The following is a 26,683-nucleotide window of genomic DNA, read 5'->3' as shown; positions in this document are numbered from 1 at the left end:
GTTGGTTGAGTCTAGTAATTTCATTGCAAACATCATTTCGACATCAGTTTCGCATACCGTCTTCATATCTAGGCAATTAGGTCGTAGACTTCAAAGAAGATTGAACAAAGAGCTGATAGAACAATTTCAAGAATTCAATCTTGATCAAATTACTACAGCGCAGCTTAGGATGAGCGTAGAACAATTCAAGTGCGCGCAGCCATTCATGCTGCTGCCAAGGCATAAGGAGGAATCATGACTAATACCATTAATACCTCCCGTCGTCATTTTGTTGTTGGTTCAAGTGCGATTGCTACTGGTCTAGCAATTGGTTTTGATTTTTCGTTTATCTCAGAAGCCAATGCGGCCATGGGTACAGGCACCACCTCTATGGCGCCATTGGCTACTCCCGAGATTGGTGTGTGGGTAGTTGTCAAGCCGAACGATGATGTTGTTGTCAGAATTGTGCGTTCTGAAATGAAATGGGCCAAGGCACGATTACTGGTTTGGCACAAATGGTTGCTGAAGAGCTTGAGTGCGACTGGAAGAAGGTGTCTTATGAGTATCCCTCTCCAGCTGAGAGCTTAAAACGCAAACAAGCATGGGGGAGTTACTCTACTGGTGGTAGCCGTGGTATTCGTACTTCTGAGCAATATGTACGTAAAGGCGGTGCTGCTGCACGCATGATGTTGATCCAAGCTGCTGCCAACCAATGGAATGTGCCAGTTTCTGAGTGTGTTGCCGCTAACAGCGTTATTACCCATACTCCATCAGGTCGCAAGACTACTTTTGGTAAGGTCTCTGTTGCTGCTTCTCAGCTGCCAGTACCAACCGAAGTGCCATTGAAGGACCCCAAGACTTGGAAATTAATTGGTAAGTCAGTTGATCGTATTGATGGTGTTGCTGAAAAAGTGACCGGTCGCCAAGTGTATGCAATCGATCTGAAGATGCCAGGTATGTTGGTAGCCAACATTAAAGAGTCTCCAGTATTTGGTGGCAAAGTGAAGAGCTACGACGCTGCTAAAGCGCAAAGCATGAAAGGCGTGAAGAAAGTGGTTCAAGTAGGCGACTCCGCAGTTGCTGTAGTTGCAGAAACTTTCTGGCAAGCGAAGACTGCACTAGATCAAGTTAACATCGTTTGGGATAACGGCGCTAATGGCAATGTCACTAGCGCTTCGATTAAGAAGATGTTGGAAGAGGGTCTGACTGCAGATGATGCGTTTGTTCACAACACGAATGGCGATGTCAAGGTAGCCTTATCTAGCGTCTCCAAGAAGGTTGAAGCAACCTACTTCTATCCATTTTTAAATCACGCTACGCTCGAGCCTCAAACAGCTACTGCTAAGTGGACTCCTGATGCTTGCGAAGCGTGGGTTCCTACGCAAGACGGTGAAGCTTCTTTGGCTGCCGTGATTGCTGCTTCTGGCTTGCCTGCTGAAAAGTGCAATGTGTACAAGGTCAACTTGGGTGGGGGCTTTGGTCGTCGAGGTGCTTTTCAAGATTACACAACCCAAGCTGTCAATATTGCAAAGCAGATGCCAGGCACTCCAATCAAATTGATCTGGACTCGCGAAGAGGATATGACGCAAGGTCGTTACCACCCAGTCATGATGTGTAAGATGACTGCGGCAATTGATGACAAGAAAAATGTCACCGGCTTGAATATGCGCTTATCGGGCCAATCTATTTTGGCTGCAGTGCGCCCAGCTGTGGTTGCAGCCAATAAAGGAAAGGATCCTTTAGCATTCCAAGGTCTTGAGCCTAGTGGTGAGCATGGCATCACCTACAGCTTCCCAAATTTGACCATCGATCATGCGATGCGAAACACCCATGTGCCCCCAGGATTTTGGCGGGGTGTGAACGTCAATCAAAATGCGATTTTCATCGAGACGTTTATGGATGAACTGGCAGAAGCAACTGGTATGGATGCCGTCGAATTCCGTCGCAAGCATATGCAAGAGTATCCCCGCGCAGTGGCTGTCTTAAATGCAGTCGCTGATGGGATTGGCTGGACTAAGCCGGCTGCACCAGGCGTTTATCGTGGTATTGCTCAAATGCGCTCTTTTGGCAGTTACGTTGCTGCTGCCTGTGAAGTGTCCGTTAAAAATGGTAACGAGGTGAAGATTCATCGTATTGTTGCTGCTACTGACCCTGGCTATGCAGTCAATCCTGCACAGATCAATCGTCAAGTATCTGGTTCATTTGTGTACGGTTTGTCTGCATTGTTTGAAGAAGAAATTACTATTGAAAACGGTGCAGTAGTGCAGAAGAACTTTGATACCTTCAATTCGATTCGTCTGTCACAAATGCCAAAGGTCGAGACCATCATTATTGAGGGTGGCGGCAATTATTGAGGGTGGCGGCAAGGATTGGGGTGGTGTTGGTGAGCCAACCATTGCGGTTGCTGCTCCAGCCGTGCTCAATGCGATCTATCGCGCAACTGGTAAGCGGTATCGCACAGTCCCTTTGAAAAATAGCGGCATCAAGCTCGTTTAATGATCAAAGCGCTGTGCAGCAAGGGATATGAGAATGAGGTACGTACTAGCGGCAGTGCTGCTAGTCGTCCTCAATCTTGGTCAGGCTAGGGCTCAAGCCATCGTCAATGGCGCAATTGCTGATCCCTTGACGGCTATTCCCGGGGATCCCCAAAGAGGCCGCGCTATTGTGGCCAGTCGCCAAACGGGTTTATGTCTGCTATGTCACAGCGGACCTTTTCCAGAAGAGCGGTTTCAGGGAAACTTAGCCCCAGAATTCAGTGTGAGTGTGGCACGGTATACAGCACCACAGTTGCGCGCCAGAATAGTCGATGCAGTTACTTTAATCCGCAAACGATCATGCCATCGTATTACCGAACAGCGCATCTCCGAACAGCGCATCTCAATCGGGTGGCTTCAAAATTTGCAGGGCAACCCACTTTGAATGCTCAAGAAATTGAAGATGTTGTTTCATATTTAATCAGCTTAAATAGTGTCGCCAAATGATGAAATTCAATTCCCTGTTTGAACTTAGCCGCCGTAGGTGGCTCGTTCACCTTCAGAAACTGGGCATCCTTACTTTGGGTGCTTGGTTTAGTCCCCAAACCGTTTTTGCCAAAAAAGAAGACGCTGCGAAAGCAATCGAAGCCATTACCGGTGGTGCATCCATTTCCGACGGGCGCGTCAATTTGGTGATTCCTCCATTAGTTGAGAACGGAAACTTAGTTGTGCTAAAGGTCAGTGTTGAGAGCCCCATGACGCAAAGCAATTACGTCAAAGCAATACATGCGATTGCTGAGGGTAATCCTTTGCCTAATATTTTTACAGCTTATCTGAGCCCACGTTCTGGAATGGCGAGTATTACGACTCGGGTACGGCTAGCGGATAGTCAAACCGTTTGGGCGATTGCGCAGATGAGTGACGGCAGTTTTTGGCGGGGTCACGCCGAAACCTTGGTAACGCTTTCGGCTTGCACGGAGATGGTATGAGTAAAACTTCGCGTACCTCGATCACGATGCCCAGTAATGCTAAAAAAGGGGCAATCGTAGAGATTCGGGCAATTGCACAGCATGATATGGAGTCGGGCTTTCGCTATAGCGAAGCCGGCACGGCAAAGTAATTCCTCGCGACATTATTCGCACCTTCACTTGCACCTATAACGATGTAGAAGTTTTTAAAGCAGATTTTTATCCTGGTATGGGAGCAAATCCGCTCATCATCTTTACAACTATTGCCACTGAAACAGGCACGCTGGAGTTTAAATGGGTTGGCGACGATGGTTACGAGGCTCTGAATCAGGCGCACATCACTGTCTCATGACATTGCAAGCCGTTCGCTTAATTCTCTTTTGTGTTTTACTGCCCACCATATCGGTGGCGTTTGGTAGTGAAAAACAAAAATTGCAATCAAGCTATGAATTAATGTCACCAGAGAATCAGGCGATGCAAGACGATCCGAGTTTGAATCCAGCAACGTTTTGGGTGGGGGATGGTTAGACCCTTTGGTATCAAAAATCTTCAGCCAACAATCAATCCTGCGCGAGTTGTCATGGCGATGCCCAAAAATCGATGCGGGGTGTAGCGGTGCAATTTCCTAAAGTGGTCCGGGGACAGCTTAGAACTTTAGAGGCACAGATTAATCAATGTCGAGTATCTGCTCAAAAAGCGACTGCGCTAGCTTACGAGAGTAAGGATCTATTGGCACTAACTGCCTATGTCGCCACTCAGTCTAAAGGTATGCCAATCGCTGTTGAGAAGACGGCTCAGAATCAATCGGATCTGCGCAAGGGGCGTGAATATTTTTATCAACGCATGGGGCAACTTAATTTATCTTGCGCCCAGTGTCATGAAGATCAGGCGGGGCTCAAATTAGGTGGAGGCCTCATTCCGTAAGGTCATCCCAATGCTTATCCGATCTATCGTTTAGAGTGGCAAACTCTAGGATCGCTGCAAAGGCGTTTGCGTAATTGCATGAGTGGTGTGAGAGCACAGCAATTTGAATATGGTTCGCCAGAGATGGCGCAATTAGAATTATTTCTATCGTGGCGAGCACGTGGCCTGCCCCTGGAGTCACCAGGACTTAGACCATAAAACGCAATCAATTAATCCGAGAAAACAACCGAGGTTGTGCCGTTAATTAAGACGCGATCATGCAGGTAATAGCGTAGGGCGCGGGATAAGACGGTGCGCTCTAAGTCACGACCCTTGCGCACTAAATCGTCAGGGGTGTCACCGTGCGTCACGCGTGTTACGTCCTGCTCAATGATCGGGCCTTCATCTAAATCGCTAGTGACAAAGTGGGATGTAGCGCCAATCAGCTTGATGCCGCGTGCATGGGCTTGGTGATAGGGTTTAGCGCCTTTAAAGCTTGGCAAGAAAGAATGATGCACGTTAATGCAGCGACCCGATAACTTACTTGATAAGTCATCCGACAAAATCTGCATATAGCGCGCCAAGATCACCATGTTTACTTTAGATTCGCCAATGATTTCAAGCAGCTTAGCTTCTTGTGCTGGCTTTGTTTCTGGAGTCACCGGTAAGTGATAAAAAGGGATGTCAGCAAAATCAATACTCGCATAGACATCACGCGGATGATTGGAAACAATCCCGCAAACAATCATTGGCAATTCACCAATGCGCCAACGATAGAGCAGGTCTACTAGGCAGTGATCTAATTTGGAAGCCATAATCAGAACACGTTTTAAATCTTTTACGGCACGCAGGTTCCAGGTAAGCTCAAACCGTTTAGCAATTTCAGTAAAGCCTGAGCGCAGGGTATTGCCGTCGGTAGGACAGCTAAAGCTAACCCGCATAAAAAATCGTTTTGAAGCCTTGTCATCAAACTGTTGCGCTTCTTCGATATCGCCACCAGCCTGAAAAATATACGTTGATACCGCAGCCACAATACCTGGTTTATTGGGGCAGGTGAGGGTGAGGTAATAGTTTTCTGTGGTCATTGCTGAAATCATCAAAAGGGGTTTGGTAAGACTGAATTTTAGTCTTTTGTCAAAAAAGAGTGCATAAACACGTTGACCTAATGCTTTGTTGGCTCTGCAGCCTTATCTGCTGGACCTGCCAAAGGGGTGCTGAAGTCATTGACTGGTGGAAATGTGATTTCAACGCAGATTGGTTTGGAGTCCAAGGCATTTAAAAAACTACATTCTTTTTTGGTTGCCGCTGAGGCAGCGTGTTCTAAGGGCGATTTGCCGGTTGCTACAGAAGAGGCAACACTGCTCGCTGTTACTGGATTAGCCGCCGCTGCAGTAGCTACGGTAGTTCCCGCTGAACTTGCAGCAGCACTACTTGATGCCCCAATCGCTGCCAATGGAGCAGCGCATCCCTGAAGTAAGGAAAGCGAACAAAGCAGAATGAGCAAGGTCAATCCAGCAGATAGTGCCCATGAAGAATCAGGCAATTTGAAATGTACAAGGTTTCCAATGGTGGGCATATTGCTACCTGGCGCCTTGATTATTTGTTGCTCAATTCAAGGGTTCGTAGTGAGCTATCGGCTTTCATTTTCATCGGCAGATATTCATTGTTTGCCCAGAGCGGGTTCATATTGCGATAAAGCTTGTTTTGTACCCAGCCAGATTGACCGGCTTGATAAATAAATAGTGAGTTTTCCAGATCAGACAAATCATAAATGGTTCTCAAACTAGGACCCTGAAGCGTTTCGTATGGGTTTTTAGATCTAAGTAACTCCAGTCTACCTACATTGATCGTATTGCTATCACCCGGAAATGGACTCGAGATATTAAATAGGGATCCAAGAAAGGGTACCTTGCTTAGTGGCCGATGTTCAGAGATGGCGATATGCGCCTGCCCCCATGACCATTTTTTAGGATCGTTACCATATCGAGCAGGCAAGTCCCAGTCAGCAGTTAAGGGATTGGGGTTATTGTCAGCAATAATTCTTTGGTTGGCTGTTGCAATCCATCCTTGCTCTGGATTCTGACTTGCTGGTAATTGCTCAAAAGGTACATAGCCATTCCAGTCATATTGCTTTTCCCAGCCAAGGGCAGGGGCAACTCCATAAAGACCTTGGTGCAGAGTGCGCTTAGGCGCAATTCCTGCAACTTGATAGGCAATGTTGCCATCGCTATCAGCAATCACCACATTTTGCATGGGAGCGTAATTTTTACGCAGAGCCTCTTTAAATGAGTCGAGATCTTTTGCGCGATTCATTTCCAAAAGTCCGGCAACTGATTGATTTTCGGTATCCAAGGCTGTCCAGCGCAGTGCTAATGCATAGTGATCAGTATCAATGATTTTTCTAGCGCGTGCATAAGAATCAGACACTACTGGGCCATGTCTAGTTTCTTTGACAATGAAATGTAAAGGGCTCGTTCCTTTGATATCAATGATTTCTTGGCGCACTTTAAATGGCAAAACGCCATCGGGACCCAAATACATGCCCGGATTTTTGCTATCGATCTTCTCAATATAGATATCTTGCACATCAGGATTGGTGTTGGTAAAACTCCATGCCAACTTATCCGTTCTACCTAGCACAATCGCCGGAATTCCTGGCAGGGTGCCGCCGATAACATTCAAGTCTGGGGCGTCAAGGTGTGCAAAATACCAAATTGCTGGAGCAGATAAACCGAGATGAGGGTCATTGGCTAATAAAGGTTTGCCAGTATTACTAAGCTTGCCACTGATTGCCCAGTTATTTGAGCCAACACCATCTTTCCCGCCAGGGAGCGCAATTGAGCTAAGTTCTGTTGCAGGGAGTTTGGAGGACTGATTTTCTTTGGGGTTACCGGTTTTGTTAAATACATCAAAGTGACTAGTTGGTCAGGATCGTATGGCGGAAGGACTTCCCAAATTTGTTTGGTGGTGAGTGTTTTAGAAAGCTCAAGCCGTTGTAATTCTTTTTGCCAATTTCCACCTAAGTCATAGGCCATCATCAGCATCCAGGCAACACTGTCGGTGGGAGACCAATGTCCTGGCTTGGATCCAGATAAAAAATATTCAATTGGGAGAGCCCAACCTAAATGCGCATTACCCGCATTGACGCCATCAGCGTACGCCAGCGTACGCTTGTAGTAAGCGCTTAGCAGAGACGGGATAGCGATCAAACTGATGTTCAGCCGCGCGTTTAATTCCTAGTGTGCGGATAAAACGATCAATGCTTACGGTATCTTCTCCTAAAATCTCAGAGAGTCGACCGCTAGCCAATCGTCGATTGATTTCCATTTGCCATGAGCGCTCAGAAGCATGTAAATATCCCAGAGCGAATAGAGCATCAGCTTGGCTGTTCGCTTTGATGTGAGGGATATCTGCTGCATCGAAAGTAATGACAACTAAATCGCTAAGACCTTTAATGGTTCTTTTGCCCGACGGATTGGATTTAGCACTCGTGAGATAAACGACAGAGATCGCCAGTGTCAAGCTTATTGCTATTCCCAGTACCCACAAAATAGGGCGCAAAACTCCGCTGGAGCCTCTCAGTTGATTGGTCGATTTCATGTCGATATTTTAGTAGTTTTACCTTTACCAGCCCAAAGTCTTAGCCATTGGGGCTTAAGAGACTGTTTCCTTGCTTGCGTGCTAAAATTTCACTTGTCTTGATTTATTAGCTATTAGCGCGGCAGTTACTGCTATTGCAAGCCCGAGTGGTGAAATCGGTAGACACAGCAGATTTAAAATCTGCCGACTCAAAAAAGTCGTGCCGGTTCGATTCCGGCCTCGGGCACCAATCATCAGACATTCCCTAACAGTTCTGCTTGGGGTTTTTTGTCTGCGATTGCACGTGAGTTCCCACCATCCTATTCTTGCGCCCCCTGAGTAATAGTCTGAGACAATGGTTATGAAAATTAAAATATAAAATTCATAACAATAAATATGTCCATGACCTTTTTAAAAGTATTTTTTCTCAGACTCATGGGGTTAGCAGAAGCTACTCAGTCACTATCTTCATTGGCTTACTCTGTCCAGCAATGGTTAGTGCAAGCTGCTTGGGAGATATCAGTGTCAAACACCCATATTCTGTTTATGTAGTTCCTCAGTTTTCGGCTACTGAAATTCACACTGCATGGGCACCATTATTGGAAAAGGTTGGTATTCAGACCAAACAGTGCTACAACCTCATTATTCCAGGTACTATTCCAGAATTTGAGAAGGCGATTGTTGCTGGTAAAGCAGATTATGCTTATATGAATCCTTATCACGAAGTGATGGCATATCGTGCGCAAAAATATATGCCGCTTTTAGCTGATGGCAGCAAGATGCTTTCTGGGATAGTGGTTGTGAAGTCTGATAGCCCAATTAAAACATTGGCAGACTTACGCAATGCCACGATTGCCTTTCCTGCCCCAAATGCTTTTGGCGCCTCATTACTGATACGCGCTACACTCAGTAAGGCGGGTATTCCATTTCGAGCTGAATTCGTAAAATCACACTCTAATGTGTATCGCTCAGTGATCTTTGGAGACTATCAAGCAGGCGGCGGCATTCAGGCGACTTTGCAACATGAGCGTCCAGAAGTAAAAGAGCATCTGCGAGTGGTGTATACCACTGGCGCTTACAAGCCACATCCGATCGCCGTTAATCCACGCATTTCATTGTCTGACGCTAGTGCTTTTACGGATGCCATTCTAGGTTTAAAACAAGATCCCTCTGGCCGTCAATTGCTTGAAGGTATTCAAATTTCTGATCCTGTTAAAGTGAGCTATCAAAAGGATTATCAAAGCCTAGAGTCGCTTGGATTGAGTAAATTTGTGGTGCTTGATGCGAATTGATCGCCGCCAAAGCATTACCCATGCTACCTTAACAAAGGCTATCTACGGAATATCGGCAGTAGTGCTATCAATCATGCTGATCTCCAGTGTGTGGACTTATTACAGCATTAGTCAAATACTGAGCATTACCTTAGAACGTCGGGATGTTGCTTTGTCCAGAGGAATTGCTGTCGCCGTGAGTGACTCCATTGTTACGCGTGATTACGCTGAGATAGAGTCTAAGATCCGTCAAGTGATGCTTAATCAAAATATTCTTTCAGTGATGGTTACTGACCCCGGCGGATCCCCGCTAGTATATTTAAAGCGCCCAGATATCAAAATAGTGAGCCAGCGATTATTTTTGATCAATCGGCTGTGCAAGTACCCCAACAAGCTCTAGAGGCTTCCGGGGTGGTCAGAGAAAATGACATCCCCTACGTCTGGTCACCCATTATTGCCGGTGTTCGGATTGGGTGGGTGCGCATGTCCATTTCAACTAATATTTCTGACCAGATCCTAAACACGCTTCGCAGAAACATCGTATTGAGCGTAGCTGGCTTGTTTGTTGCGGTCATATCTATCTTGATATTGATGATTCGACATTTCTTTCGGGGTATTCATCAACACGAGATTGAACTTATTAAGAGTAATGCCAATCTTCAGGAGGTGGTTCATGTTGATTCCCTCACTGGATTATCTAACCGACTCACGCTCAATGATCGCGTATTAACTGCAATGAACCGATGTGTGGAACAAGGGGGATTACTTGCAGTCTGCTTTTTAGATTTAGATGGTTTTAAGGGTGTGAATGATACTTTAGGTCATCATATTGGCGATCTTTTATTGATCGAAGTTGCCAAGCGTTTGCGGTCAAACGTTCGCGAAGAAGATTCAGTTATTCGTTTGGGTGGCGATGAATTTGTACTTCTGTTGGGCGGTTTACTTACCCAAGAAAACACTAAGTATTCGCTCAAACGAATTATTCAGTCTATTTCAAAAACTTATGTGCTCGAAAATCATCGTGTGAATATTTCAGCAAGCCTTGGGGTAACCTTCTACCCTTTTGATAACGGTACTGCAGAGCAACTGCTTGAGCATGCAGACCAAGCTATGTATAGCGCAAAGAAAAACGGTAAAAATCAATGGTATTTTTATCAAAGCACTCAAAAAGATTTGTTTGAATAGCGTTCGAATAGCGAATAGCGAATCCCTTGTTTTATTGAATATTTTGGGGTTTTGACTATAGAAGGGACTCCGGGATTTGGTTTTTAGGCATTTTTGTTATATAAAATATCCGAATGCGAGTAAATGCATATCGGTGGTCAGAGGCGGATGCTTGAGATAAAGGCCTATCTCCCGCGATCCTGACGTTCAGTTGGTGGTGGTTTGTGCTGAGCATCCTTTTTTCACGGAAGCAAAATGTTACGAAGATCTCAAGTCTTTTTTCCCCAATGCCGATATCGTTGGTTGCTCTTCATCGGGAAATATTAGCGGTGATCTCATCTCCGACAGAGATATTATTTTGGCTGCGGTCAGTTTTTCCGCTACCCAGGTTGTGGTCAAGAGCGAACAAATTGAAGACGGCAGCGATGTAGGTCAAATCGTCCAAGAGCTATTGGGTGAATTTGGGCAGACTAAGCCAAAACATCTTTTTGCTCTATCTGATGGACTTTCCATCAGCGGTTCGGAGTTCACAAAAAATCTGAATACACTGGGTGTTCCAGTAACAGGGGGCTTAGCGGGGGATGCCGATCGTTTTCAGAGTTCTTGGGTCATGGTCAATGGCCCTGCAAAGCAACATCAAATTGCTTTAATTGGTTTTTTTGGTGAGCTTAAAGTCAGTTGTGGCTTTGCTGCAGGCTGGCGCGAATTTGGCCCAGAACGTAGAGTAACCAGATCTGAGGGAAATGTGGTTTATGAGATTGACCATAGGCCTGCATTGGAAATTTATACAAAGTATTTGGGAGAGCTGTCGAATGAGCTTCCTGGAAGCGGTTTACGCTTCCCTCTATCTGTAAGGGATGCTACTGGTTCTACAAAGCCTTACGTGCGGACCCTATTGGGAGTTAACTGGGAGGCGATGAGTCTCTATTTTGCCGGAGATGTTCCTCAGGGTAGTTTGTGTAAATTAATGAAGACGGATATCGATTCACTAATAGACGCCTCAGTGAAATTGACGAACGAACTTAGAATGGATGCCTTAAAGCAGGATTCTTTATGCTTAGTAGTGAGCTGTGTTGGTAGACGTTTGGTCATGGACCAGATTGCCGGTGAGGAGATCGAAGCTATCGGATCAATCTTGGGTCCAAAAACTACTGTTTTTGGTTTTTATTCCTATGGCGAAATTGCCCCGTTTGAGCCTGCCTTATGTGCATTACATAATCAAACTACAATGCTCACGCTCTTATCTGAATGAGGGCGGGCGTTCTTTATGGTTCCTGAAATACAAAATCAGCATCGTCTTTTAAAGCGACAACTACGAAATTTTCCTGAGATATCCGCGCTGAATGCGGATCATTGGATGACATTTTTGAATGTCGTTAATGAGACCTACCAGCAGGTCGATCGTGAACGACGTCTGCTTGAAAATGCGATTGAAGTAACAGCGCAAGAGCTATCAGGCGTAAATAGACAGCTGCAATTGTTCATTGAAAATGCGCCAACGGGTATTGCAATGCTAGATCATCAATTGCGTTACCTGTACGCAAGCCGTCGATGGCTTGAGGATCGTAAATTAGAGCACATTGACATCATCGGGAAAAGTCATCATGAGCTTACGTCTAATATTTCTGAAGATAAAAAGAAGTTGCATCAGCAGTGCTTATTAGGTGAGTCATTTTCGTGCGATGAGGATCGCATTATTTTCGCCGACGGTAGTTATGGGTGGATTCGGTGGGACGGTGGGAGATCAAGCCTTGGATGAATGCCGATGGTTCTGTTGGTGGCATTATTATTTTTTCAGAAGATATCACCGCTAGGAAACAGGCGGAAGAAGAGTTGCGAATTGCTTCAGTCGCTTTTCAGTCTAGTGACGGCATGATTGTGACTGATAATCAAGGCAATATTTTATGCGTCAATTCCACCTTTGAAAAAATTTCAGGCTACACGGCCGATGAACTGATCGGTAAGAATACTTCTATTTTTAAATCTACTGAATATCATGATGCTGCTTTTTATCGCAATATGTGGGAGGCGATGAGTACCGAAGGCAAGTGGGAAGGTAGTGTTTGGAATTGCAATAAGGAAGGGCGAACTGTCCCGGTGTGGTTATCTATTTCGGCTGTTAAAGGGCTTGATGGGGTTAATTCTCACTAAATAGGAATTTATTCCAACACGAGTGACCCTAGAGAGGCCGAACGAAAGATATTGGAGCTTGCTTACTATGATCCGCTCACTAATCTATCCAATAGGCGTCTACTGCTAGATCGCTTGAACCAGGCTCGAATTATCGCCACGCGTAATCACGTCTATGGCGCAGTTATATTGATTGATTCAAGTCAATTAACGATACTCGGGGTCATGATATGGGCGACCAAGTATTAATGGCAGTCGCGCAAAGCTTGCGTAGTAATTTGCGTGAGATGGATACAGCCGCCAGATTGGGTGGTGACGAATTTATTGCGCTGATACCGGACTTGGGTTCGCATGCAGAAAATGCCATGCATGCATTGAAATTAATTGCAGACAAATTGCATAAGAGTATTTCTGAACCGGTCAATTTAAATGGGATCATTCACACTACTACAGCAAGTGTGGGTATTACTTTATTCTCGGACAAGACGCATGGGACCAATGAGCTCCTCAAGCAGGCTGACCTTGCGCTGTATCAGGCAAAAGCAGCAGGACGCAATACAGTTCGCTTCTTTAATGATGCAATGCATATTCAATTTACCGAAAAGGCCACCATGGAGTCCAGTCTCAAGCGGGCTATGGATAAGGGTGAGTTGAGTTTGATGTATCAACCTCAGGTTGATCATTTCGGGCATGTTATCGGGGCAGAGGCTCTGTTGCGCTGGAGTCCGATGGATTTTGACATTATTCCACCAGATGTTTTTATTCCGATTGCCGAAGAAGCTGGCTTGATTATTTCGATTGGAGAGTGGGCGCTAAAGGGGGCTTGCGCACAATTAAAAAGATGGTCACAAAGTGGATTGACCAAAAATTTAGTTTTATCGGTAAATATTAGTGCAAAGCAGTTCAGAAAGGCTAACTTTGCTGAAATGGTTGAGGCTACTGTTAACCAAGTAGGCATTAACCCAAACCTGCTGAAATTGGAATTAACAGAAAGTCTATTGCTAGAGGATGTTGATGCTGTAATTTCAACTATGAATGTCTTAAGAAAGCTCGGAGTGAAGTTTTCGATGGATGACTTTGGAACGGGTTATTCTTCCCTAAGTTATTTAAAGCGTTTGCCCTTGGATGAGCTAAAAATCGACAAAAGCTTTGTGCTCGACATTGCATGGGATGAAGGAGATCGAGCGATTATTCGTTCGATATTGTCATTGGCCCAAACTTTGAAGTTAAGGGTGGTGGCTGAAGGTGTTGAGATCATTGAGCAGCGCGATTATTTGCTGGCAGAAGGTTGTTGTTTTTACCAAGGTTATCTCTATGGTAAACCTTTGAGCGAGGAAAACTTCCTATCTTTAGTGCACACATTGCAATAAGGTAATGAGGTATTTTTACTTCTGTTTCTTCTTGTTTTTAGTTATATTCAGTTGACCTTAGCTTCTGAAGCTATGGTTTTTACTTGCAAGCGAGTCGACAAAGATCTCGTAGAAGAATATGAGATGAAGATTGTGCAGCCAGCAAAGTCTTCGAAAGCAAAAGTTTATCTTGATGGCAGGGATTTAGACCTTGCTGATGCCAATGGGAAGCAAATTGTTAAAAATATCCTGATTAGCCCCCCTAAAATCGTTATTCTCATTGAGGCCTACTTTGATCCAGAAACTCTGGGTGGCCAAACCTATTCTGCCGGTACGGTTTCTACACAAATATCGCTGAACCAGACTACCGGTCAAGTGAAAAAAGTAGAAACCATACAAGGTGGAATTTTGGGTGCCAATATAGGCAATGGCACCCATGTCAGCGAAGAAACTTGCTGGCCTGCGAAGCCTTAAACTACTTTAGTTTGGCTCAGTTACAAAACCTAGTTTAGTTAAGCCGGCGCGACGCGATGCCGCTAATACCTGCGCAACATATTCATATTTCACGGCTTTGTCGGCGCGTAAATTCACCTCTGGTTGAGGATCTTTTTGCGCTGCTTTTTCTGCGTAGCCATCAAAGGTTTTGAGATCGATTGCGGTGCTGTTCCAAAAGATTTGACCTTTGGCATCAATCGTGAGCTGCACTGACTCCGGTTTCACTTCATTGCGCACACTATTGGCTTTGGGTAACTCCACTTTGACCGCTTGCTGGATGACGGGTAAGGTAATAATAAAAATAATCAAAAGCACCAACATGACATCGACCATCGGTGTCATGTTGATTTTAGCCATGATGCCATCGTCTTGTTGATCATCTTGTATGCGAAAAGACATACTTATTCTCCAGATTTCACGCGAGCGCCAGTCACAAAATACGCAAGTAGATCATTGCCAAAACGATTGAGTTCAGCAACGAATAGTTTATTGGCGCGATTTAGGGCATTAAAGCCCAGTACCGCAGGAATCGCTACTGCTAAACCCAAAGCAGTCATGATCAAGGCTTCCCCAATTGGGCCGGCTACTTGATCTAATTGCGCGCTACCAGAACTGCTAATGGAAATCAGGGCGTGATAGATGCCCCAGACCGTACCAAATAAACCAATAAACGGAGCAACAGCGCCAGTTGACCCTAAAAATGTCAGACCTTTTTGCAGGCTGGCGGCAATGCTGTCAATACTATTCTTAATGCTACGAGCCATCCACTCTGAATAGTTTAATGTTTGCAGTAATTCGCGGTGGTTATTCGATTGGCTTTGATGGTGAATCGAAGCGCCGCTAGCCGCTTTAGCAATTTGATAATAGGGATTGAGCGCCTGATTGCTAAAAGCTTGTAAGCCTTCCTCGTATGAAGTGGCGTGCCAAAACTGATCTAGCTCGGGTTTGAGTTTGCGCAGGTTTCGCAAATCCCATAGGCGGATGAGCAAAATAACCCAAGTGACTACTGAGCAGGCAAGCAGCATGATCGCGACAAAGCGCGTAATGCCATCGCCTTCAAGCCAAAGATTTGCCATTCCAAATGGTGTGTTCATTATTGACAGCCTTTAAGAGTAAAAGAAACTTTAAGTAAGGTATTTGTTCTGGTGGGTGCGCCGTTTAGCATAAATGGTTTAAAGCGATAACGTTGAGCAATTTGAGCCGCAGCTCTATCTAACTGAGGATAGGTGCTAGATCTGACCATTATCACTTCATCTACCTCGCCTGATTGATTGATCATGAGTCTGACGTCTACTGAGTCTTGCTCGCAGGCTCTTCTAGAAAATGAGGGATAGTAGCCTTCGGCATCGGGCGCGTACAAGACTTCTAATTTTCCGATATCTGTAAATATTGGGGTGCCGCTACTACTGCCATTGGTTGAAGGCGCAACAGCCGTGCTTTGGGTTTGTGGCTCGGACTTACTAGCTTGTGTTTGAGGGGCTTGCTTTTTAGAGCTTTGTTTTGGGGCTGGCTGTGGAGACGGCTTTTCTTCCACTATTTTCTTCTTGGGCTCCTCTTTAGATTTTGGCGGCGGAGCTTTAGGAGCTACAGGTGCAGCTGGAGCCTTGGGGGCTTCGGGGCTCACGAAATTAACAGGAACACGATCTTCATCTACAGGTTTTGATTGGGAGCTCAAATGCAAAAACTCCAAGGCGGGCAGGGCATGCAGCAGCAACACAATGACAATGATGATGCGTTCCGTTTTATTAAATGGAAGATGCATGTCAATCTTGTGAAGTAGTGAGTTCATTGCACGCCGCTCAAGAGTCTGGCATCGACAACATGAGTGGCTAGATCGCAGCGCATCAAATCTTTTGCCATGAACAGCAATCTATTTTCATCTTGACTGCTGACAAATGTAACTGAGCCAGCATTTTTGGCGCTACTTGAATTCTCGAGCAAGCCTTCAGACGCTTTGCAAAGCTCAAGCTGGCGTTGTAATTGTTTGACGACCGCATCGCTGGTATCGATCAAGGTGATCGAATCGCCCAATAATGTGCGAATAGCTTTGCGCAGAAATGGGTAGTGGGTGCAACCCAGAACAATCGTATCTGCACCAGCTTGTAAGATGGGTTCGAGATGCTGCGCCAGAAGGTCGAGAGTTTCTTTGCTGTCGGCATGACCGGCTTCAATCAGAGGAACTAGTCCTGCTCCTGCTTGCTTAATAAAACGACAGCCACTAGGTAGGGTGGCCAATAAAGCATTGAACTTATCGCTCTTTAAAGTTGCCTCTGTTGCGAGCACGCCTACAATACCATTTTGTGTCTGCATTGCAGCGGGCTTAATTCCAGGCTCAACACCAATAATCGGCAGTTTGATGTTACTGCGAATTTGGGCAATTGCCTCTGCGGTTGCAGTGTTGCAGGCAACCATAATGGCGTCGCAACCAGCGCCAGCAAGATAATGACACAGCGCTAAGCTGCGCTGGGCAATCCACTCGCTAGTTTTTTCTCCATAAGGCGCGTTGGCAGAGTCAGCAAGATAAATGTAATCATGCACAGGAAGCTGGCGCAAGGCTTCATCCAAGATGGATAAGCCACCTACGCCAGAATCAAAAACTCCGATGAGTGCCAATGTACTGCCAGTACTTACTTAAGCAATTTTGACTGGAATATTGCCAATCTTAGCTTGCCATTCTTTGGGGCCGGTCTCATGCATCGAGATACCCTCAGAGTTCACGGCAACAGTGACGGGCATATCTTTGACATCAAACTCATAGATTGCTTCCATACCCAGGTCAGCAAAGCCGACCACCTTTGAGTGCTGAATGGCTTTAGACACCAGATAAGCAGCGCCACCCACTGCCATTAAATAAGCAGACTTGTGCTTCTTAATGGCTTCGATCGCCACTGGTCCACGCTCTGCTTTACCAATCATGGAGATTAAGCCTGTCTTGGCGAGCATCATTTCGGTGAACTTATCCATCCGGGTTGAGGTCGTTGGACCTGCTGGGCCCACAATTTCATCGCGTACTGGATCAACTGGGCCGACATAGTAAATCACCCGGTTTTTGAAGCTGACCGGTAATTCTTCGCCTTTAGCCAACATATCTTGAATACGTTTATGAGCGGCATCACGGCCAGTCAAAATTTTACCGTTTAAGAGTAAAGTTTCACCGGGTTTCCAGCTTGCTACCTCTTCGGCGGTCAAGGTATCTAAATTAATACGCTTAGACTTTTGCACATCTGGTGTCCAGGTGACATCTGGCCAATCTGCAAGAGAAGGGGCCTCTAGTTTTGCTGGGCCATCGTCATGTAAATGGAAATGCACGTGACGGGTTGCGGCACAGTTTGGAATCATGGCAACTGGCAAAGAAGCTGCGTGAGTTGGGTAATCCAATATCTTGATGTCCAGTACCGTAGCTAAGCCACCTAATCCCTGGGCGCCAATACCCAATTGATTGACTTTTTCGTAAAGCTCTAAGCGCAGTTCTTCAATCCGGTTTTTGGGGCCACGCTCAATCAATTCTTGAATATCGACTGGACCCATTAATGCTTCTTTAGCCATTAGCATGGCTTTTTCAGGGGTGCCACCAATACCAATACCCAAGATTCCAGGAGGGCACCAACCCGCACCCATGGTGGGTACCGTTTTTAATACCCAATCGACGATCGAGTTAGAGGGGTTGAGCATCACCATCTTGGCTTTGTTTTCAGAGCCGCCGCCTTTAGCGGCACAAATCACCTCAACATCGTCGCCTGGCACTATTTCGTAGTGAACTACAGCAGGTGTGTTGTCCCCGGTATTTTTGCGTTTGCCAGCAGGATCGGAGAGAACGGAGGCTCGTAATGTATTGTCTGGATTGAGATAAGCGCGACGTACTCCTTCGTTCACCATCTCTGTAACGCTCATTGTGGCATCAGGCCATTGAACATTCATGCCAATCTTAAGAAACACCACCGCAATACCAGTGTCCTGGCATAGAGGGCGGTGACCTTCAGCGCACATCCGACTATTAGTCAAAATCTGCGCAATCGCATCTTTAGCAGCTTCACCTTTTTCCAGGCTGTAAGCCTTGCCCATGGCATCAATAAAGTCTTTGGGATGGTAATAGGAGATGAACTGGAATGCGTCAGCAACGCTTTGAATGAGGTCGTTTTGTTTGATATTGGTCATGGTTTTAGGCTAATTGCCACATTATTAGTAAGGTTTCCCCTATTTTAAGGGTTTGCCATAGAGCAAATAAAAGAGAATATTTATTGGAAAAAACCTTTTACTAAGGTTTTAGATGAATCCAAAGCCCCATTCTATAAATGGTTCGAAGACGGCACCACGAATGCTTCTTATAACTGTTTGGATCGCCAAGTTGAAGCTGGCTTGGGTGATAAGACTGCCATCATCTTTGAAGCAGATGATGGTACTGTCACTAAAGTAAGTTACAAAGAAATGCTTGAGCGTGTTTGCAAAATGGCAAATGCGCTGCGCAAGATGGGTATCAAGTCTGGTGATAGCGTCATTATTTACATGGCAATGACCATTGAAGGCATTGTCGCGATGCAAGCCTGTGGCCCGTATCGGTGCTATCCATTCGGTGGTGTTTGGTGGATTTTCTGCACAAGCATTGCGCGATCGCATTATGGATGTGGGTGCAGTTGCGGTGATTGCAGCAGATGGCCAATATCGTGGCGGTAAAGCATTGCCACTCAAAGCAATTTGTGACGAAGCGCTTTCCACTGGCGAGTGCCCTAAGGTAAAGCATGTGATTGTGAGCAAGCGCACTGGCTTAGATATCAACATGACCCCTGGTCGTGACGTATGGATGCAAGAGATTGTTGCTAATGAAGCTACTACCTGTGAACCAGAGTGGGTGAGTGCTGAGCATCCACTATTTATTTTGTACACATCCGGTTCTACTGGAAAGCCAAAAGGCGTTCAGCACTCTACCGGCGGTTACCTCTTGTGGGCCATTCTCACCATGAAGTGGACGTTTGACATCAAACCAACTGATGTGTTTTGGTGTACCGCTGATATTGGTTGGGTCACTGGTCACTCCTACATTACTTATGGCCCACTTGCAGTAGGTGCAACAGAAATTGTGTTTGAAGGTGTTCCCACTTATCCGAATGCTGGTCGTTTCTGGGAAATGATCCAAAAACATAAGGCAAGCATTTTCTACACAGCACCTACAGCGATTCGTTCTTTGATCAAGGCTTCGAGCAATGATCAAGCTGTGCATCCAAAGAGTTATGACTTGTCTTCATTGCGTCTCTTAGGTTCTGTAGGCGAGCCGATTAATCCAGAAGCATGGATGTGGTACTACGAGAATGTAGGTGGTTCACGCTGCCCGATCGCAGATACTTTCTGGCAAACCGAAATTGGTGGCCATATGATTTCCCCGCTGCCAGGTGCAACCCCGATGATTCCAGGTTCTTGCACGCTGCCATTGCCTGGAATTCAGGCGGCAATTGTGGATGAGGCCGGTCATAATGTGCCAAACGGAAATGGCGGCATCTTGGTTGTGAAGCGTCCTTGGCCTTCTATGATTCGTACCATTTGGAATGATCCGGATCGTTTTGTAAAGTCTTATTTCCCAGAAGAGTTGGGGGGCAACCTCTATCTCGCAGGTGATGGTGCGATTCGCAATAAGGATACGGGTTACTTTACTATTACAGGCCGTATCGATGATGTCTTGAATGTTTCTGGTCACCGCATGGGAACCATGGAAATCGAGTCTTGCTTGGTGGCTAATCCATTGGTAGCTGAGGCCGCAGTGGTCGGTCGTCCTGATGATCTTACTGGTGAAGCGATTTGCGTCTTCGTCGTTCTGAAGGGCGGACGTCCAACTGGTGAAGAAGCGAAGAAAGTGGCAACTGAGCTGCGCAACTGGGTCGGTAAAGAAATTGGTCCAATCGCTAAACCAAAAGATGTGCGCTTTGGTGATAACTTACCGAAGACCCGTTCTGGCAAGATCATGCGTCGCTTGCTGCGCGTGATCGCTAAGGGTGAGGAAGTGACTCAAGATACCTCCACACTGGAAAATCCAGCCATTTTGGAGCAACTCAAAGAGTCTCTCTAAGCATTGAGAATCACGGTTTGGGGTAAAGCCCTTTCGGCAATCGTATAATCAACGGTTCCGGAAGGGTGGATGAGCGGTTTAAGTCACACGCCTGGAAAGCGTGTGTAGGTTAATAGCCTACCGCGGGTTCGAATCCCGCCCCTTCCGCCAATTCAATCTGCGCCACTGAGATCACTAAGACAAGTGGCAAGTGGCGATAGGCAATAAGCAATTCAATATCAATTCAGGAATCAAATGAAAACTAAATTCTTAGCATTAATTTCAATCCTTGCTGTTGATGGCCTGTGCAACACCAGTGACTCAATCGGAGATTGCCCAAGCTAAATTTCCTCCTCAGCCAAAGCAGACTGAGATTGATAAAGAGCTCAATGCTTACCCCTTAAGGCAAATATTAATGAGCCAGAGTCCGCCAAAAAAGAATGTGCTCCTCCACGCAAAGCATGGGCTAGAGAATTTAGTTACAAGCCTGCGAACTTTGGCTGGATGGTCGTCTGTGATGTAACAGCAAAAGATCGATCAGGCAGCTACGCCCCGATGAAAACGTATATGTTCTTGTTCACGACAAATGGTGTTGATGTCTATGATTCCTCGGCTTTTGTCAACATTAACAATAATGTGCAATTTCTCGATCTTATTAAGTAGTTTTGAAGTTGAGCTGTGAGAGTTTTGTCAAAGACCACCTTCGGGTGGTTTTTTGTTATGGGTTTTTTGATCCCTACATGTTCTATACAATTTGAAGTAAGCTTTGCCTCATTAGCTCATATTTCAATAGGGTCCTACTTATGAAACACATCATTCAAAATTTTTTGAAAGCGCTTATTTCGCTTGCAATATCAGCCGTTGCTTGCACAACTCAAGCAGTCCAAGTTGCGGATACGATTTTCTATGGTGGCCCGATTGTGACCGTGAATGCTAAAAATGAAGAGGCACAGGCCCTAGCCATTCAAAATGGAAAAATCGTAGCAGTTGGTAAAAAGAACGCCGTCACTAAAAATTGGCAAGGTGAGAGCACCAAGCTCATTGATCTCAAGGGTCAAACACTGATGCCCGGCTTTGTAGAGCCGCATATTCATATTGTGATGACGGCAATGACAGAGGTGTTATGGCTAAATCTGTCGAATTTCACGCCTTAATACGACACTTTAGCAACAATTAGTCAGAAACTAAAAGCAAGACTGAAGACTTTGCCAAAGGGTCAATGGTTAGGTGCTTTTGGGGTAGATCCCTCTCGTACGCAACCTTTCATGGCTGAGCTGACCGCTGATGTTTTGGATCAAGTATCGACCGATGTACCCATTGCAGTGATGAATCAATCAGGCCATATTCTGTATGTAAATCATAAAGCTTTTGAGCTTGCTGGAATTACTGATCAAACTCCTAATCCAAGGGATGGCGGCATTTATATGAAGGATGCTCAGGGTCGCCTGACAGGTGCGGTGGTTGAGCCGTCAGCAATTCTATCTATTCTCAAGCATGCACCAGCTCCTTCTGAGGCCGAACTAGCTGCGGCTATGCAAAAGACGGCAAAGATGATTACTTCAAAAGGTGTGACCACCTCAGCAGAAATCACTTTGGGTTTGATGTTGGGTCTAGATAATGAGGTTAAGCTATTTAATACACTTGTGCATAGTGATGACTTCCCCTTGCGCGTTAGAGCGTATTTATATGGACCGTTGTTGGCGAATGGTACAAACGGTCTTAAGCCGAATGATGGTGATGATAAATTGCGATATGTTGGAGTGAAGTTTGTATCCGATGGCTCGACACAAGGAATCACAGCCGCCCTCAATGATCCATATATATATCCCAAAGGGACTCAATTCCGAGGTAACTTAGATTACGCCGACGACCAAATTTATAAATGACTAAGCCTATTTTTGATCAAGGCTGGCAAATCGCCACACATGCAAATGGTGATCGAACGATTGAGCAAACTATCAATACCTACGCTAAGTTGTTAGCGAATTCGTCTGACCCAAAAGCACGTCGATTACGGATTGAGCATTTCACCATTAATACTCCAGAACAAGTCAAGCTTGCGGTGAAATTAGGTGTGATTCCTGGCTTTACGATTGGACACGTAGATTATTGGGGTGAGGCATTTCATGACAAAATTGTCGGTCCAGAGCGTGCAGATCGCATTGATCCGTCTGCCTCATTCAAAAAAGAGGGCGGTAGATTTGCTTACCATAGTGATTCTCCAGTCTCGAATGTAGGCCCATTGAATTACATCTCAGAGGGTGCTGGACGTTTATGGCAAAAGGAGCCACGTAAAGTATTAGGTCCAAATGAGCGTGTATCTGTTGATGATGCAATTCGTGCTGTTACGATGAATGCCGCGTATGAAATGTTTTCCGACGATAAGCTCGGTAGTTTGGAGGTGGGTAAGCAGGCTGACTTGGTCATACTCTCTGCAAACCCCAGAAAAACACAGGTCGAGCAAATTCGCAATATTCAAGTAAAAGAAACTTGGATTGATGGCAAGAAACAATCTTGGTAAGGGCAATAGCCCTTTACCGAAGGTTTCTATATCAAGATATCAAAGACAGGGAGACAAAATGATTTTTGCAATTCTTCTCATGGATCGTCCAGGCACTGGGGATTTGCGCATTCAAGTTCGTCCAGAGCATCGCGCTTATCTAGCTCAACAAGCACATCGGATGGCTTTTGCTGGACCACTCACATCGGAAGACGGTCAAACCACCGTTGGTAGCTTATTGGCAATGGATTTTGCAAATCGCGCAGAAGTCGATGCTTGGCTGAAAGAGGAGCCATTTACCAAAGCGGGGGTTTATGAGAAGCCGATTATTCATGTTTTTACTAATATGTGGGCGCAAAAAGTAGGTTTCCCGCCTGCAGCTTAAAAGTCTTCGTCACAATAATAAAAAAGCCGCCGCAAGGTAGCTTTGGTTTTTTGTTGTCAGGATGCTGATGATTTAGATGGGCTTGATTAGCAAACGTTTGAACTTAATTATTCCGCCGGCTGATTGCAGGGCAATCGGCCCAGCAGCAAATTTACTATCTTGCCCATCAGCAACCGTAACCACCCCATTGAGAATAACTTTGAAATGTGAGCCGTTGGCAATGATTTCCATTGTGTTCCAGCGACCTCCTGCCTTGGGTACCGGATCTACCTTGGCAACATCCACGATAGCGCCAGTAGCGTAGGCTTGTTCAGGGCGCGTATCCCAAATATTGACTTCATAAGCATTGGCTGCCGATACTTTATTGGGGTCTTGGCAGCGGATAAAGATACCGCTATTCGTGTTTGACTCCGCCCAAAATTCTGCTTTGATAATGAAATTTTTATAGGAAGCATTGCTCACCAAAAATCCATTGGGTTTGTTTCCCTCAATAATGCCCTTGCCGATAAGCCAGTTAGCATTTCCGATAATGTTCCAACCGCTTAAACTGACCCCATCAATGAGATCAACAAACCCATCTTGGTTTTGAGCGAGCGCCGCATTACTAAGAAAGCTGGCTTGCAAGCAAAGAATGATTGCAAAAATAGATTGAGATACTGATTTCATAGGGGTCTCCACAAGGGTTATTGTGTTTGTTCTGTGATAATTTGATTGTTACTGATGTTGATCTATAAAGACAAGTAGATGCTTTCCCTCAAAGACCCCAAAATTCGAATCTGGGGCCTGCGTTTTGTAGGCCTATTGTTTTCTTTGATCATCCTCTTCTGGGGGCGGGTGCGCATTTATTCTTGCCAAGCCTTATTAAGAAATCAGTCGCAGAGTATGGTCAAAATCTAGCTAAGGAGGGTGGCAAGAAGTTATTGGATTTTAAGAAATTGGCTATTACGCTCAAATGGACGAAATTGGTCTTAGGTGAACTCGGTTTTGATGAGATTGTTTTAGAGGAGCCTAAATTACTCCTCGAAAAGAACACCCTCAAAGCGCACGGGGGAGCTCCAGCAAGTGTTTGGAATTGGAAAGAGTTTGTTCATGCAGTTGAAAAAAAACTTGCCACCAAAAGATAGCAAGCAAGAAAAAAAGCCCATTAAGATCTCCATAGATGAATTGATTGTGAACGGCGCTTCATTGACTGTGATTGATGACGCTAGCAAATTAAAGGAAGAGTTCAAACCTTTTTCTATCAAATTAATAGAAGTTGCAAATTATGATAGGAGCGGACAAGTTTCGGGTGTGCGCGGTCGATATGACTTTAATCTAGGTTCCTTGCAGTTATTGATACCCGGCATGAATAAAACTCTAGCGTTTGATCATGTCTCATTGGCTGGTGGCTTGGATAACCCCAGCCCCAATATGTTGGGTGTGCAACTAGACCTTAAATTAGATGACGGCAAAGTGCTATCTCACTGGGATTTAAATACTGCATCTAAGGCGCTCGAAGGTAAACTTACTATAGAGAATATCGCTACCGCACCATTGATCTCACTATTACCAGCGAATAGGGAATTGCTTGGCATTAGCGGTTCGCTGAATGCGCAAGTGGCTGTCAAACTGAGTGCAGAAGCCGACGTAGTATCTGGCGATTTGCATCTTCAGCATGTATCGGTATTGGAGAAGGGAGAGAGAACCCCTTTGATTGCTTGGGATACGGCAGATATTCGCCAATTTGAGTACAGGGTAGTGAAACAGGCCAATCAGCCAGCTAACCATTCCAGTCATCGGCCCTCAGTTGGCTTATTGATTGATGAACTGATTCTTGAGCGTCCAGTGTTGCGTTTTGAAATCAATAATCAAGGACTGTCTAATTTTCGCCGCCTATTTTCAAAAGCAAAGGATGATTCCACCAAGGTCGATAGCACTCAGTCGGAGGGTGGCGGTGCAGGCAACGCTAGCAATTCCAATAAATCCTCATTTGATTTGGATATTCGAAACATGAACTTACGCTCTGGAGAAGTCTTCTTTGCGGATCTGGCGATGCGACCCAACTTTAAGGTCGATGTGAAAAAATTTAATGCAGCCTTCTTGGGGGTTAGCAATCTTCCAGGGCGCTTTGCATCTGTGGCAATGGATGGAGTGGTTGCTGGGTCTGGCAGTATGCGTACTAAGGGTCAGACCTCATTTGATGACCCAAGGCGCAATCACGACATTCAGATAAGCTATAAAAACCTGCCGCTTACTGCATTTAATCCAGCAGTAATGACGTATGCTGGTTATCAAATCACTGGGGGGAGTTTAAATCTTAATTTGAACTACCGAGCGAAGAACGGTCAGCTCAATGGCAGCAATCAAATCATTATTAAGAATGTGCAGCTTGGCGATGAGGTTTCAGACTTTCAGGGCAAGAAGTTACCACTTGGTCTTGCAATTGCATTATTAGAGGACTCTGACGACACCATTGACCTCACCATCCGTATTGCGGGTAACGTAGACTCACCAGAATTTAGCGCGAGTGGTTTGGTATGGCAAGCTATTAGTAATGTCTTGACTAACGTCGCAACTGCGCCTTTTAGGGCTCTAGCTTCTGTATTGGGTATGGGGGATGAGGGGGGTGCTAATGCGGTGCCGGGTGAAGACGTCTTTTTGCCCGAAGATCAAGAACGCCTAGAAAAGTTCGGCGATTACCTTGCTAAAAGGCCAAATTCTTCTTTGGAGATCATCGGCACTTACGATCCCATTCAGGACAAGCAAGAGCTTGCCAGAGCAAAAGCAGATAGCGCTATTTTGAAAGACGCAGGCTTTAAGCTGGTTCCTGGCGAGCCCCTGCCAACACCCAGCTTGTCTGATCCCAGGGTGCAGAGTGGTCTCAGGGCGGCCTATGCTCAATCTATTGGCCGTATTCAGTTGGGTAAACGCTTGCTCATGCTGCCCGATGGTGAGGCTCGTAATGAACAATTGCATGCCGAGTTAATTGATGGCATCCAAATCAGTGAAAGCGAGCTTCAAGACTTGGCTAAGAGGAGGGCGAAAGCCGCTTACGAATTGATGATTAAAGACAATTCCAGTCTCAAGGAGCGGATCTGAGTCGGTAGCGTTAAGGCTACTCAAGCGACTAAAGAAGGCATACCCCTCGATGTCGAGATCAGTATCAAGTAGACTTGGGTTATGAATTCAACAAAAATGCGCCTTCTCTGGATTTCCTCTCTTTTTGCCGCTTTGGGTCTGACCGCCTGCGGTTCAATTGAATCAGCTGCTCAGGATGATTGCACGTCCATAGGCTGGGAAATCGGTAGCAAAGGCTATCAGGAGTGCTATAAGGCACGCTTGTATGAGCGTAAGCTCGATTACTCTCTCCCGCCTGGTGACAAGCCATCCCCATCAGTGATTTAATCAGGGTTAACCCTTAAATCAATACCTTGAGCTCCGTCAAGGACTTGAGCTCTGAAATAAGCCAAAAT

The 26,683-nt window shown here is 45.6% G+C and carries 33 protein-coding genes, 2 tRNA genes and 4 pseudogenes; 28 read left to right on the top strand and 11 right to left on the bottom strand.

Annotated elements, in window-relative coordinates; translation table 11 throughout:
- The first annotated feature begins 234 nt into the window (after positions 1-234).
- From DXE33_RS10105 to soxA, 9 genes and pseudogenes are all read left to right on the top strand, one after another.
- Positions 235-567, top strand: a complete 333-nt coding sequence (locus DXE33_RS10105; RefSeq protein WP_231970375.1) for a hypothetical protein — start codon at positions 235-237, stop codon at positions 565-567.
- Positions 462-2,333, top strand: coding sequence for a xanthine dehydrogenase family protein molybdopterin-binding subunit (locus tag DXE33_RS04200; RefSeq protein ID WP_231970374.1), 1,872 nt, complete (start codon positions 462-464; stop codon positions 2,331-2,333). The genes DXE33_RS10105 and DXE33_RS04200 overlap by 106 nt, the downstream gene beginning before the upstream one ends.
- A complete protein-coding gene (locus DXE33_RS10100) occupies positions 2,317-2,475 on the top strand; it encodes a hypothetical protein (protein WP_231970372.1) in 159 nt (52 codons plus the stop codon). Before DXE33_RS04200 ends, DXE33_RS10100 begins: the two co-directional genes overlap by 17 nt.
- A 33-nt stretch (positions 2,476-2,508) precedes the next feature.
- Positions 2,509-2,898, top strand: a complete 390-nt coding sequence (locus DXE33_RS04195; RefSeq protein ID WP_231970370.1) for a cytochrome c family protein — start codon at positions 2,509-2,511, stop codon at positions 2,896-2,898.
- A 61-nt stretch (positions 2,899-2,959) separates the two neighbouring features.
- Positions 2,960-3,442, top strand: coding sequence for a SoxY-related AACIE arm protein (locus DXE33_RS04190; RefSeq protein ID WP_231970368.1), 483 nt, complete (start codon positions 2,960-2,962; stop codon positions 3,440-3,442).
- Positions 3,439-3,573, top strand: a complete 135-nt coding sequence (locus DXE33_RS10410; protein WP_269460021.1) for a thiosulfate oxidation carrier complex protein SoxZ — start codon at positions 3,439-3,441, stop codon at positions 3,571-3,573. Before DXE33_RS04190 ends, DXE33_RS10410 begins: the two co-directional genes overlap by 4 nt.
- Positions 3,573-3,773: a thiosulfate oxidation carrier complex protein SoxZ gene (locus DXE33_RS04185; protein WP_331851816.1), complete on the top strand. Its 201-nt coding sequence runs from the start codon at positions 3,573-3,575 to the stop codon at positions 3,771-3,773. The genes DXE33_RS10410 and DXE33_RS04185 overlap by 1 nt, the downstream gene beginning before the upstream one ends.
- Complete coding sequence (locus DXE33_RS09795) at positions 3,770-3,949, top strand: hypothetical protein (protein WP_197711992.1); 180 nt, start codon at positions 3,770-3,772, stop codon at positions 3,947-3,949. Before DXE33_RS04185 ends, DXE33_RS09795 begins: the two co-directional genes overlap by 4 nt.
- Positions 3,950-3,964: 15 nt before the next feature.
- Positions 3,965-4,345: pseudogene (gene soxA / locus DXE33_RS09790) on the top strand (sulfur oxidation c-type cytochrome SoxA); the annotation flags it as partial.
- 209 nt (positions 4,346-4,554) lie between these two features.
- On the opposite strand, the gene purU reads toward soxA, so the two are convergent.
- The 5 genes from purU to DXE33_RS10395 all read right to left on the bottom strand — a co-directional run bounded on the left by purU (position 4,555) and on the right by DXE33_RS10395 (position 7,924).
- A complete protein-coding gene (gene purU / locus DXE33_RS04175; RefSeq protein ID WP_114639715.1) occupies positions 4,555-5,409 on the bottom strand; it encodes a formyltetrahydrofolate deformylase in 855 nt (284 codons plus the stop codon).
- Positions 5,410-5,486: 77 nt separating this feature from the next.
- Positions 5,487-5,900: a hypothetical protein gene (locus DXE33_RS04170; RefSeq protein WP_114638743.1), complete on the bottom strand. Its 414-nt coding sequence runs from the start codon at positions 5,898-5,900 to the stop codon at positions 5,487-5,489.
- Between the two features lie 20 nt (positions 5,901-5,920).
- Positions 5,921-7,162: a penicillin acylase family protein gene (locus DXE33_RS10405; protein ID WP_269460039.1), complete on the bottom strand. Its 1,242-nt coding sequence runs from the start codon at positions 7,160-7,162 to the stop codon at positions 5,921-5,923.
- Positions 7,075-7,533, bottom strand: a complete 459-nt coding sequence (locus DXE33_RS10400; protein WP_269460020.1) for a penicillin acylase family protein — start codon at positions 7,531-7,533, stop codon at positions 7,075-7,077. Before DXE33_RS10400 ends, DXE33_RS10405 begins: the two co-directional genes overlap by 88 nt.
- On the bottom strand, positions 7,475-7,924 hold the full coding sequence (locus tag DXE33_RS10395) for a penicillin acylase family protein (RefSeq protein WP_269460019.1): 450 nt from the start codon (positions 7,922-7,924) through the stop codon (positions 7,475-7,477). The genes DXE33_RS10400 and DXE33_RS10395 overlap by 59 nt, the downstream gene beginning before the upstream one ends.
- Before the next feature lie 140 nt (positions 7,925-8,064).
- On the opposite strand from DXE33_RS10395, the gene DXE33_RS04160 reads away from it, so the two are divergent.
- The 10 genes and pseudogenes from DXE33_RS04160 (at position 8,065) to DXE33_RS04115 (ending at position 14,291) form a co-directional block, all read left to right on the top strand.
- Positions 8,065-8,153, top strand: a tRNA-Leu gene (locus DXE33_RS04160).
- Positions 8,154-8,394: 241 nt separating this feature from the next.
- On the top strand, positions 8,395-9,195 hold the full coding sequence (locus DXE33_RS04155) for a phosphate/phosphite/phosphonate ABC transporter substrate-binding protein (RefSeq protein WP_114638742.1): 801 nt from the start codon (positions 8,395-8,397) through the stop codon (positions 9,193-9,195).
- Positions 9,185-9,574, top strand: coding sequence for a hypothetical protein (locus tag DXE33_RS04150; RefSeq protein WP_114638741.1), 390 nt, complete (start codon positions 9,185-9,187; stop codon positions 9,572-9,574). Before DXE33_RS04155 ends, DXE33_RS04150 begins: the two co-directional genes overlap by 11 nt.
- A complete protein-coding gene (locus DXE33_RS04145) occupies positions 9,550-10,359 on the top strand; it encodes a GGDEF domain-containing protein (RefSeq protein ID WP_162785407.1) in 810 nt (269 codons plus the stop codon). Before DXE33_RS04150 ends, DXE33_RS04145 begins: the two co-directional genes overlap by 25 nt.
- A gap of 193 nt (positions 10,360-10,552) precedes the next feature.
- The gene (locus DXE33_RS04140; RefSeq protein WP_231970481.1) at positions 10,553-11,590 is read left to right on the top strand and encodes an FIST signal transduction protein; all 1,038 of its coding nucleotides are present in this window, start codon (positions 10,553-10,555) and stop codon (positions 11,588-11,590) included.
- A gap of 15 nt (positions 11,591-11,605) precedes the next feature.
- Positions 11,606-12,097: a PAS domain-containing protein gene (locus tag DXE33_RS04135; RefSeq protein ID WP_114638738.1), complete on the top strand. Its 492-nt coding sequence runs from the start codon at positions 11,606-11,608 to the stop codon at positions 12,095-12,097.
- Positions 12,094-12,489 carry a PAS domain-containing protein gene (locus DXE33_RS04130; RefSeq protein ID WP_114638737.1) on the top strand — a complete coding sequence of 132 codons (396 nt, stop codon included), beginning with the start codon at positions 12,094-12,096 and terminating at the stop codon, positions 12,487-12,489. The genes DXE33_RS04135 and DXE33_RS04130 overlap by 4 nt, the downstream gene beginning before the upstream one ends.
- Before the next feature lie 51 nt (positions 12,490-12,540).
- A pseudogene (locus tag DXE33_RS10090) lies at positions 12,541-13,025 on the top strand (diguanylate cyclase domain-containing protein); the annotation flags it as partial.
- A 24-nt stretch (positions 13,026-13,049) separates the two neighbouring features.
- Entirely contained in the window at positions 13,050-13,838 is a 789-nt protein-coding gene (locus DXE33_RS10085) for a putative bifunctional diguanylate cyclase/phosphodiesterase (protein WP_331851815.1), read from the top strand.
- 72 nt (positions 13,839-13,910) lie between these two features.
- The gene (locus DXE33_RS04115; protein WP_114639714.1) at positions 13,911-14,291 is read left to right on the top strand and encodes a hypothetical protein; all 381 of its coding nucleotides are present in this window, start codon (positions 13,911-13,913) and stop codon (positions 14,289-14,291) included.
- A gap of 6 nt (positions 14,292-14,297) precedes the next feature.
- Here the strand turns inward: DXE33_RS04115 and DXE33_RS04110 are convergent, their stop codons facing one another.
- The 5 genes from DXE33_RS04110 to DXE33_RS04090 are packed head-to-tail and all read right to left on the bottom strand — an operon-like array spanning position 14,298 to position 18,467.
- The gene (locus DXE33_RS04110; protein WP_114638734.1) at positions 14,298-14,711 is read right to left on the bottom strand and encodes an ExbD/TolR family protein; all 414 of its coding nucleotides are present in this window, start codon (positions 14,709-14,711) and stop codon (positions 14,298-14,300) included.
- Positions 14,712-14,713: 2 nt separating this feature from the next.
- Positions 14,714-15,406 carry a MotA/TolQ/ExbB proton channel family protein gene (locus DXE33_RS04105; RefSeq protein WP_114638733.1) on the bottom strand — a complete coding sequence of 231 codons (693 nt, stop codon included), beginning with the start codon at positions 15,404-15,406 and terminating at the stop codon, positions 14,714-14,716.
- Positions 15,406-16,101 carry an energy transducer TonB gene (locus DXE33_RS04100; RefSeq protein WP_114638732.1) on the bottom strand — a complete coding sequence of 232 codons (696 nt, stop codon included), beginning with the start codon at positions 16,099-16,101 and terminating at the stop codon, positions 15,406-15,408. Before DXE33_RS04100 ends, DXE33_RS04105 begins: the two co-directional genes overlap by 1 nt.
- Positions 16,098-16,925, bottom strand: a complete 828-nt coding sequence (gene murI / locus DXE33_RS04095) for a glutamate racemase (protein ID WP_114638731.1) — start codon at positions 16,923-16,925, stop codon at positions 16,098-16,100. Before murI ends, DXE33_RS04100 begins: the two co-directional genes overlap by 4 nt.
- Positions 16,926-16,943: 18 nt before the next feature.
- Positions 16,944-18,467 carry a fumarate hydratase gene (locus DXE33_RS04090; RefSeq protein ID WP_114638730.1) on the bottom strand — a complete coding sequence of 508 codons (1,524 nt, stop codon included), beginning with the start codon at positions 18,465-18,467 and terminating at the stop codon, positions 16,944-16,946.
- Between the two features lie 81 nt (positions 18,468-18,548).
- Between DXE33_RS04090 and acs the strand changes: the two are divergent.
- From acs to DXE33_RS04055, 6 genes and pseudogenes are all read left to right on the top strand, one after another.
- Positions 18,549-20,367: pseudogene (gene acs / locus DXE33_RS04085) on the top strand (acetate--CoA ligase); the annotation flags it as partial.
- A gap of 59 nt (positions 20,368-20,426) precedes the next feature.
- Positions 20,427-20,517: transfer RNA gene (locus DXE33_RS04080), tRNA-Ser, on the top strand.
- A 118-nt stretch (positions 20,518-20,635) separates the two neighbouring features.
- The gene (locus DXE33_RS04075) at positions 20,636-20,869 is read left to right on the top strand and encodes a hypothetical protein (RefSeq protein ID WP_162785405.1); all 234 of its coding nucleotides are present in this window, start codon (positions 20,636-20,638) and stop codon (positions 20,867-20,869) included.
- Positions 20,870-21,149: 280 nt separating this feature from the next.
- A pseudogene (locus DXE33_RS10390) lies at positions 21,150-22,232 on the top strand (amidohydrolase).
- On the top strand, positions 22,229-22,867 hold the full coding sequence (locus DXE33_RS10385) for an amidohydrolase family protein (protein ID WP_114638726.1): 639 nt from the start codon (positions 22,229-22,231) through the stop codon (positions 22,865-22,867). The pseudogene DXE33_RS10390 and the gene DXE33_RS10385 overlap by 4 nt, the downstream one beginning before the upstream one ends.
- A gap of 58 nt (positions 22,868-22,925) precedes the next feature.
- Positions 22,926-23,231, top strand: a complete 306-nt coding sequence (locus DXE33_RS04055) for a YciI family protein (protein WP_114638725.1) — start codon at positions 22,926-22,928, stop codon at positions 23,229-23,231.
- A gap of 72 nt (positions 23,232-23,303) precedes the next feature.
- On the opposite strand, the gene DXE33_RS04050 is transcribed toward DXE33_RS04055, so the two are convergent.
- On the bottom strand, positions 23,304-23,897 hold the full coding sequence (locus DXE33_RS04050; RefSeq protein WP_114638724.1) for a 3-keto-disaccharide hydrolase: 594 nt from the start codon (positions 23,895-23,897) through the stop codon (positions 23,304-23,306).
- Positions 23,898-24,079: 182 nt separating this feature from the next.
- Between DXE33_RS04050 and DXE33_RS04045 the strand changes: the two genes are divergently transcribed.
- From DXE33_RS04045 to DXE33_RS04035, 3 genes are all read left to right on the top strand, one after another.
- A complete protein-coding gene (locus DXE33_RS04045) occupies positions 24,080-24,355 on the top strand; it encodes a hypothetical protein (protein ID WP_114638723.1) in 276 nt (91 codons plus the stop codon).
- Positions 24,321-26,309, top strand: a complete 1,989-nt coding sequence (locus DXE33_RS04040; RefSeq protein WP_114638722.1) for a DUF748 domain-containing protein — start codon at positions 24,321-24,323, stop codon at positions 26,307-26,309. The genes DXE33_RS04045 and DXE33_RS04040 overlap by 35 nt, the downstream gene beginning before the upstream one ends.
- 81 nt (positions 26,310-26,390) lie before the next feature.
- On the top strand, positions 26,391-26,615 hold the full coding sequence (locus DXE33_RS04035; RefSeq protein WP_114638721.1) for a hypothetical protein: 225 nt from the start codon (positions 26,391-26,393) through the stop codon (positions 26,613-26,615).
- The last annotated feature ends 68 nt before the right edge of the window (positions 26,616-26,683 follow it).

This window comes from Polynucleobacter necessarius, assembly GCF_900096765.1.
GTDB classification, from domain to species: domain Bacteria; phylum Pseudomonadota; class Gammaproteobacteria; order Burkholderiales; family Burkholderiaceae; genus Polynucleobacter; species Polynucleobacter necessarius_F.
This window is presented reverse-complemented; position numbering and strand designations above follow the sequence as displayed.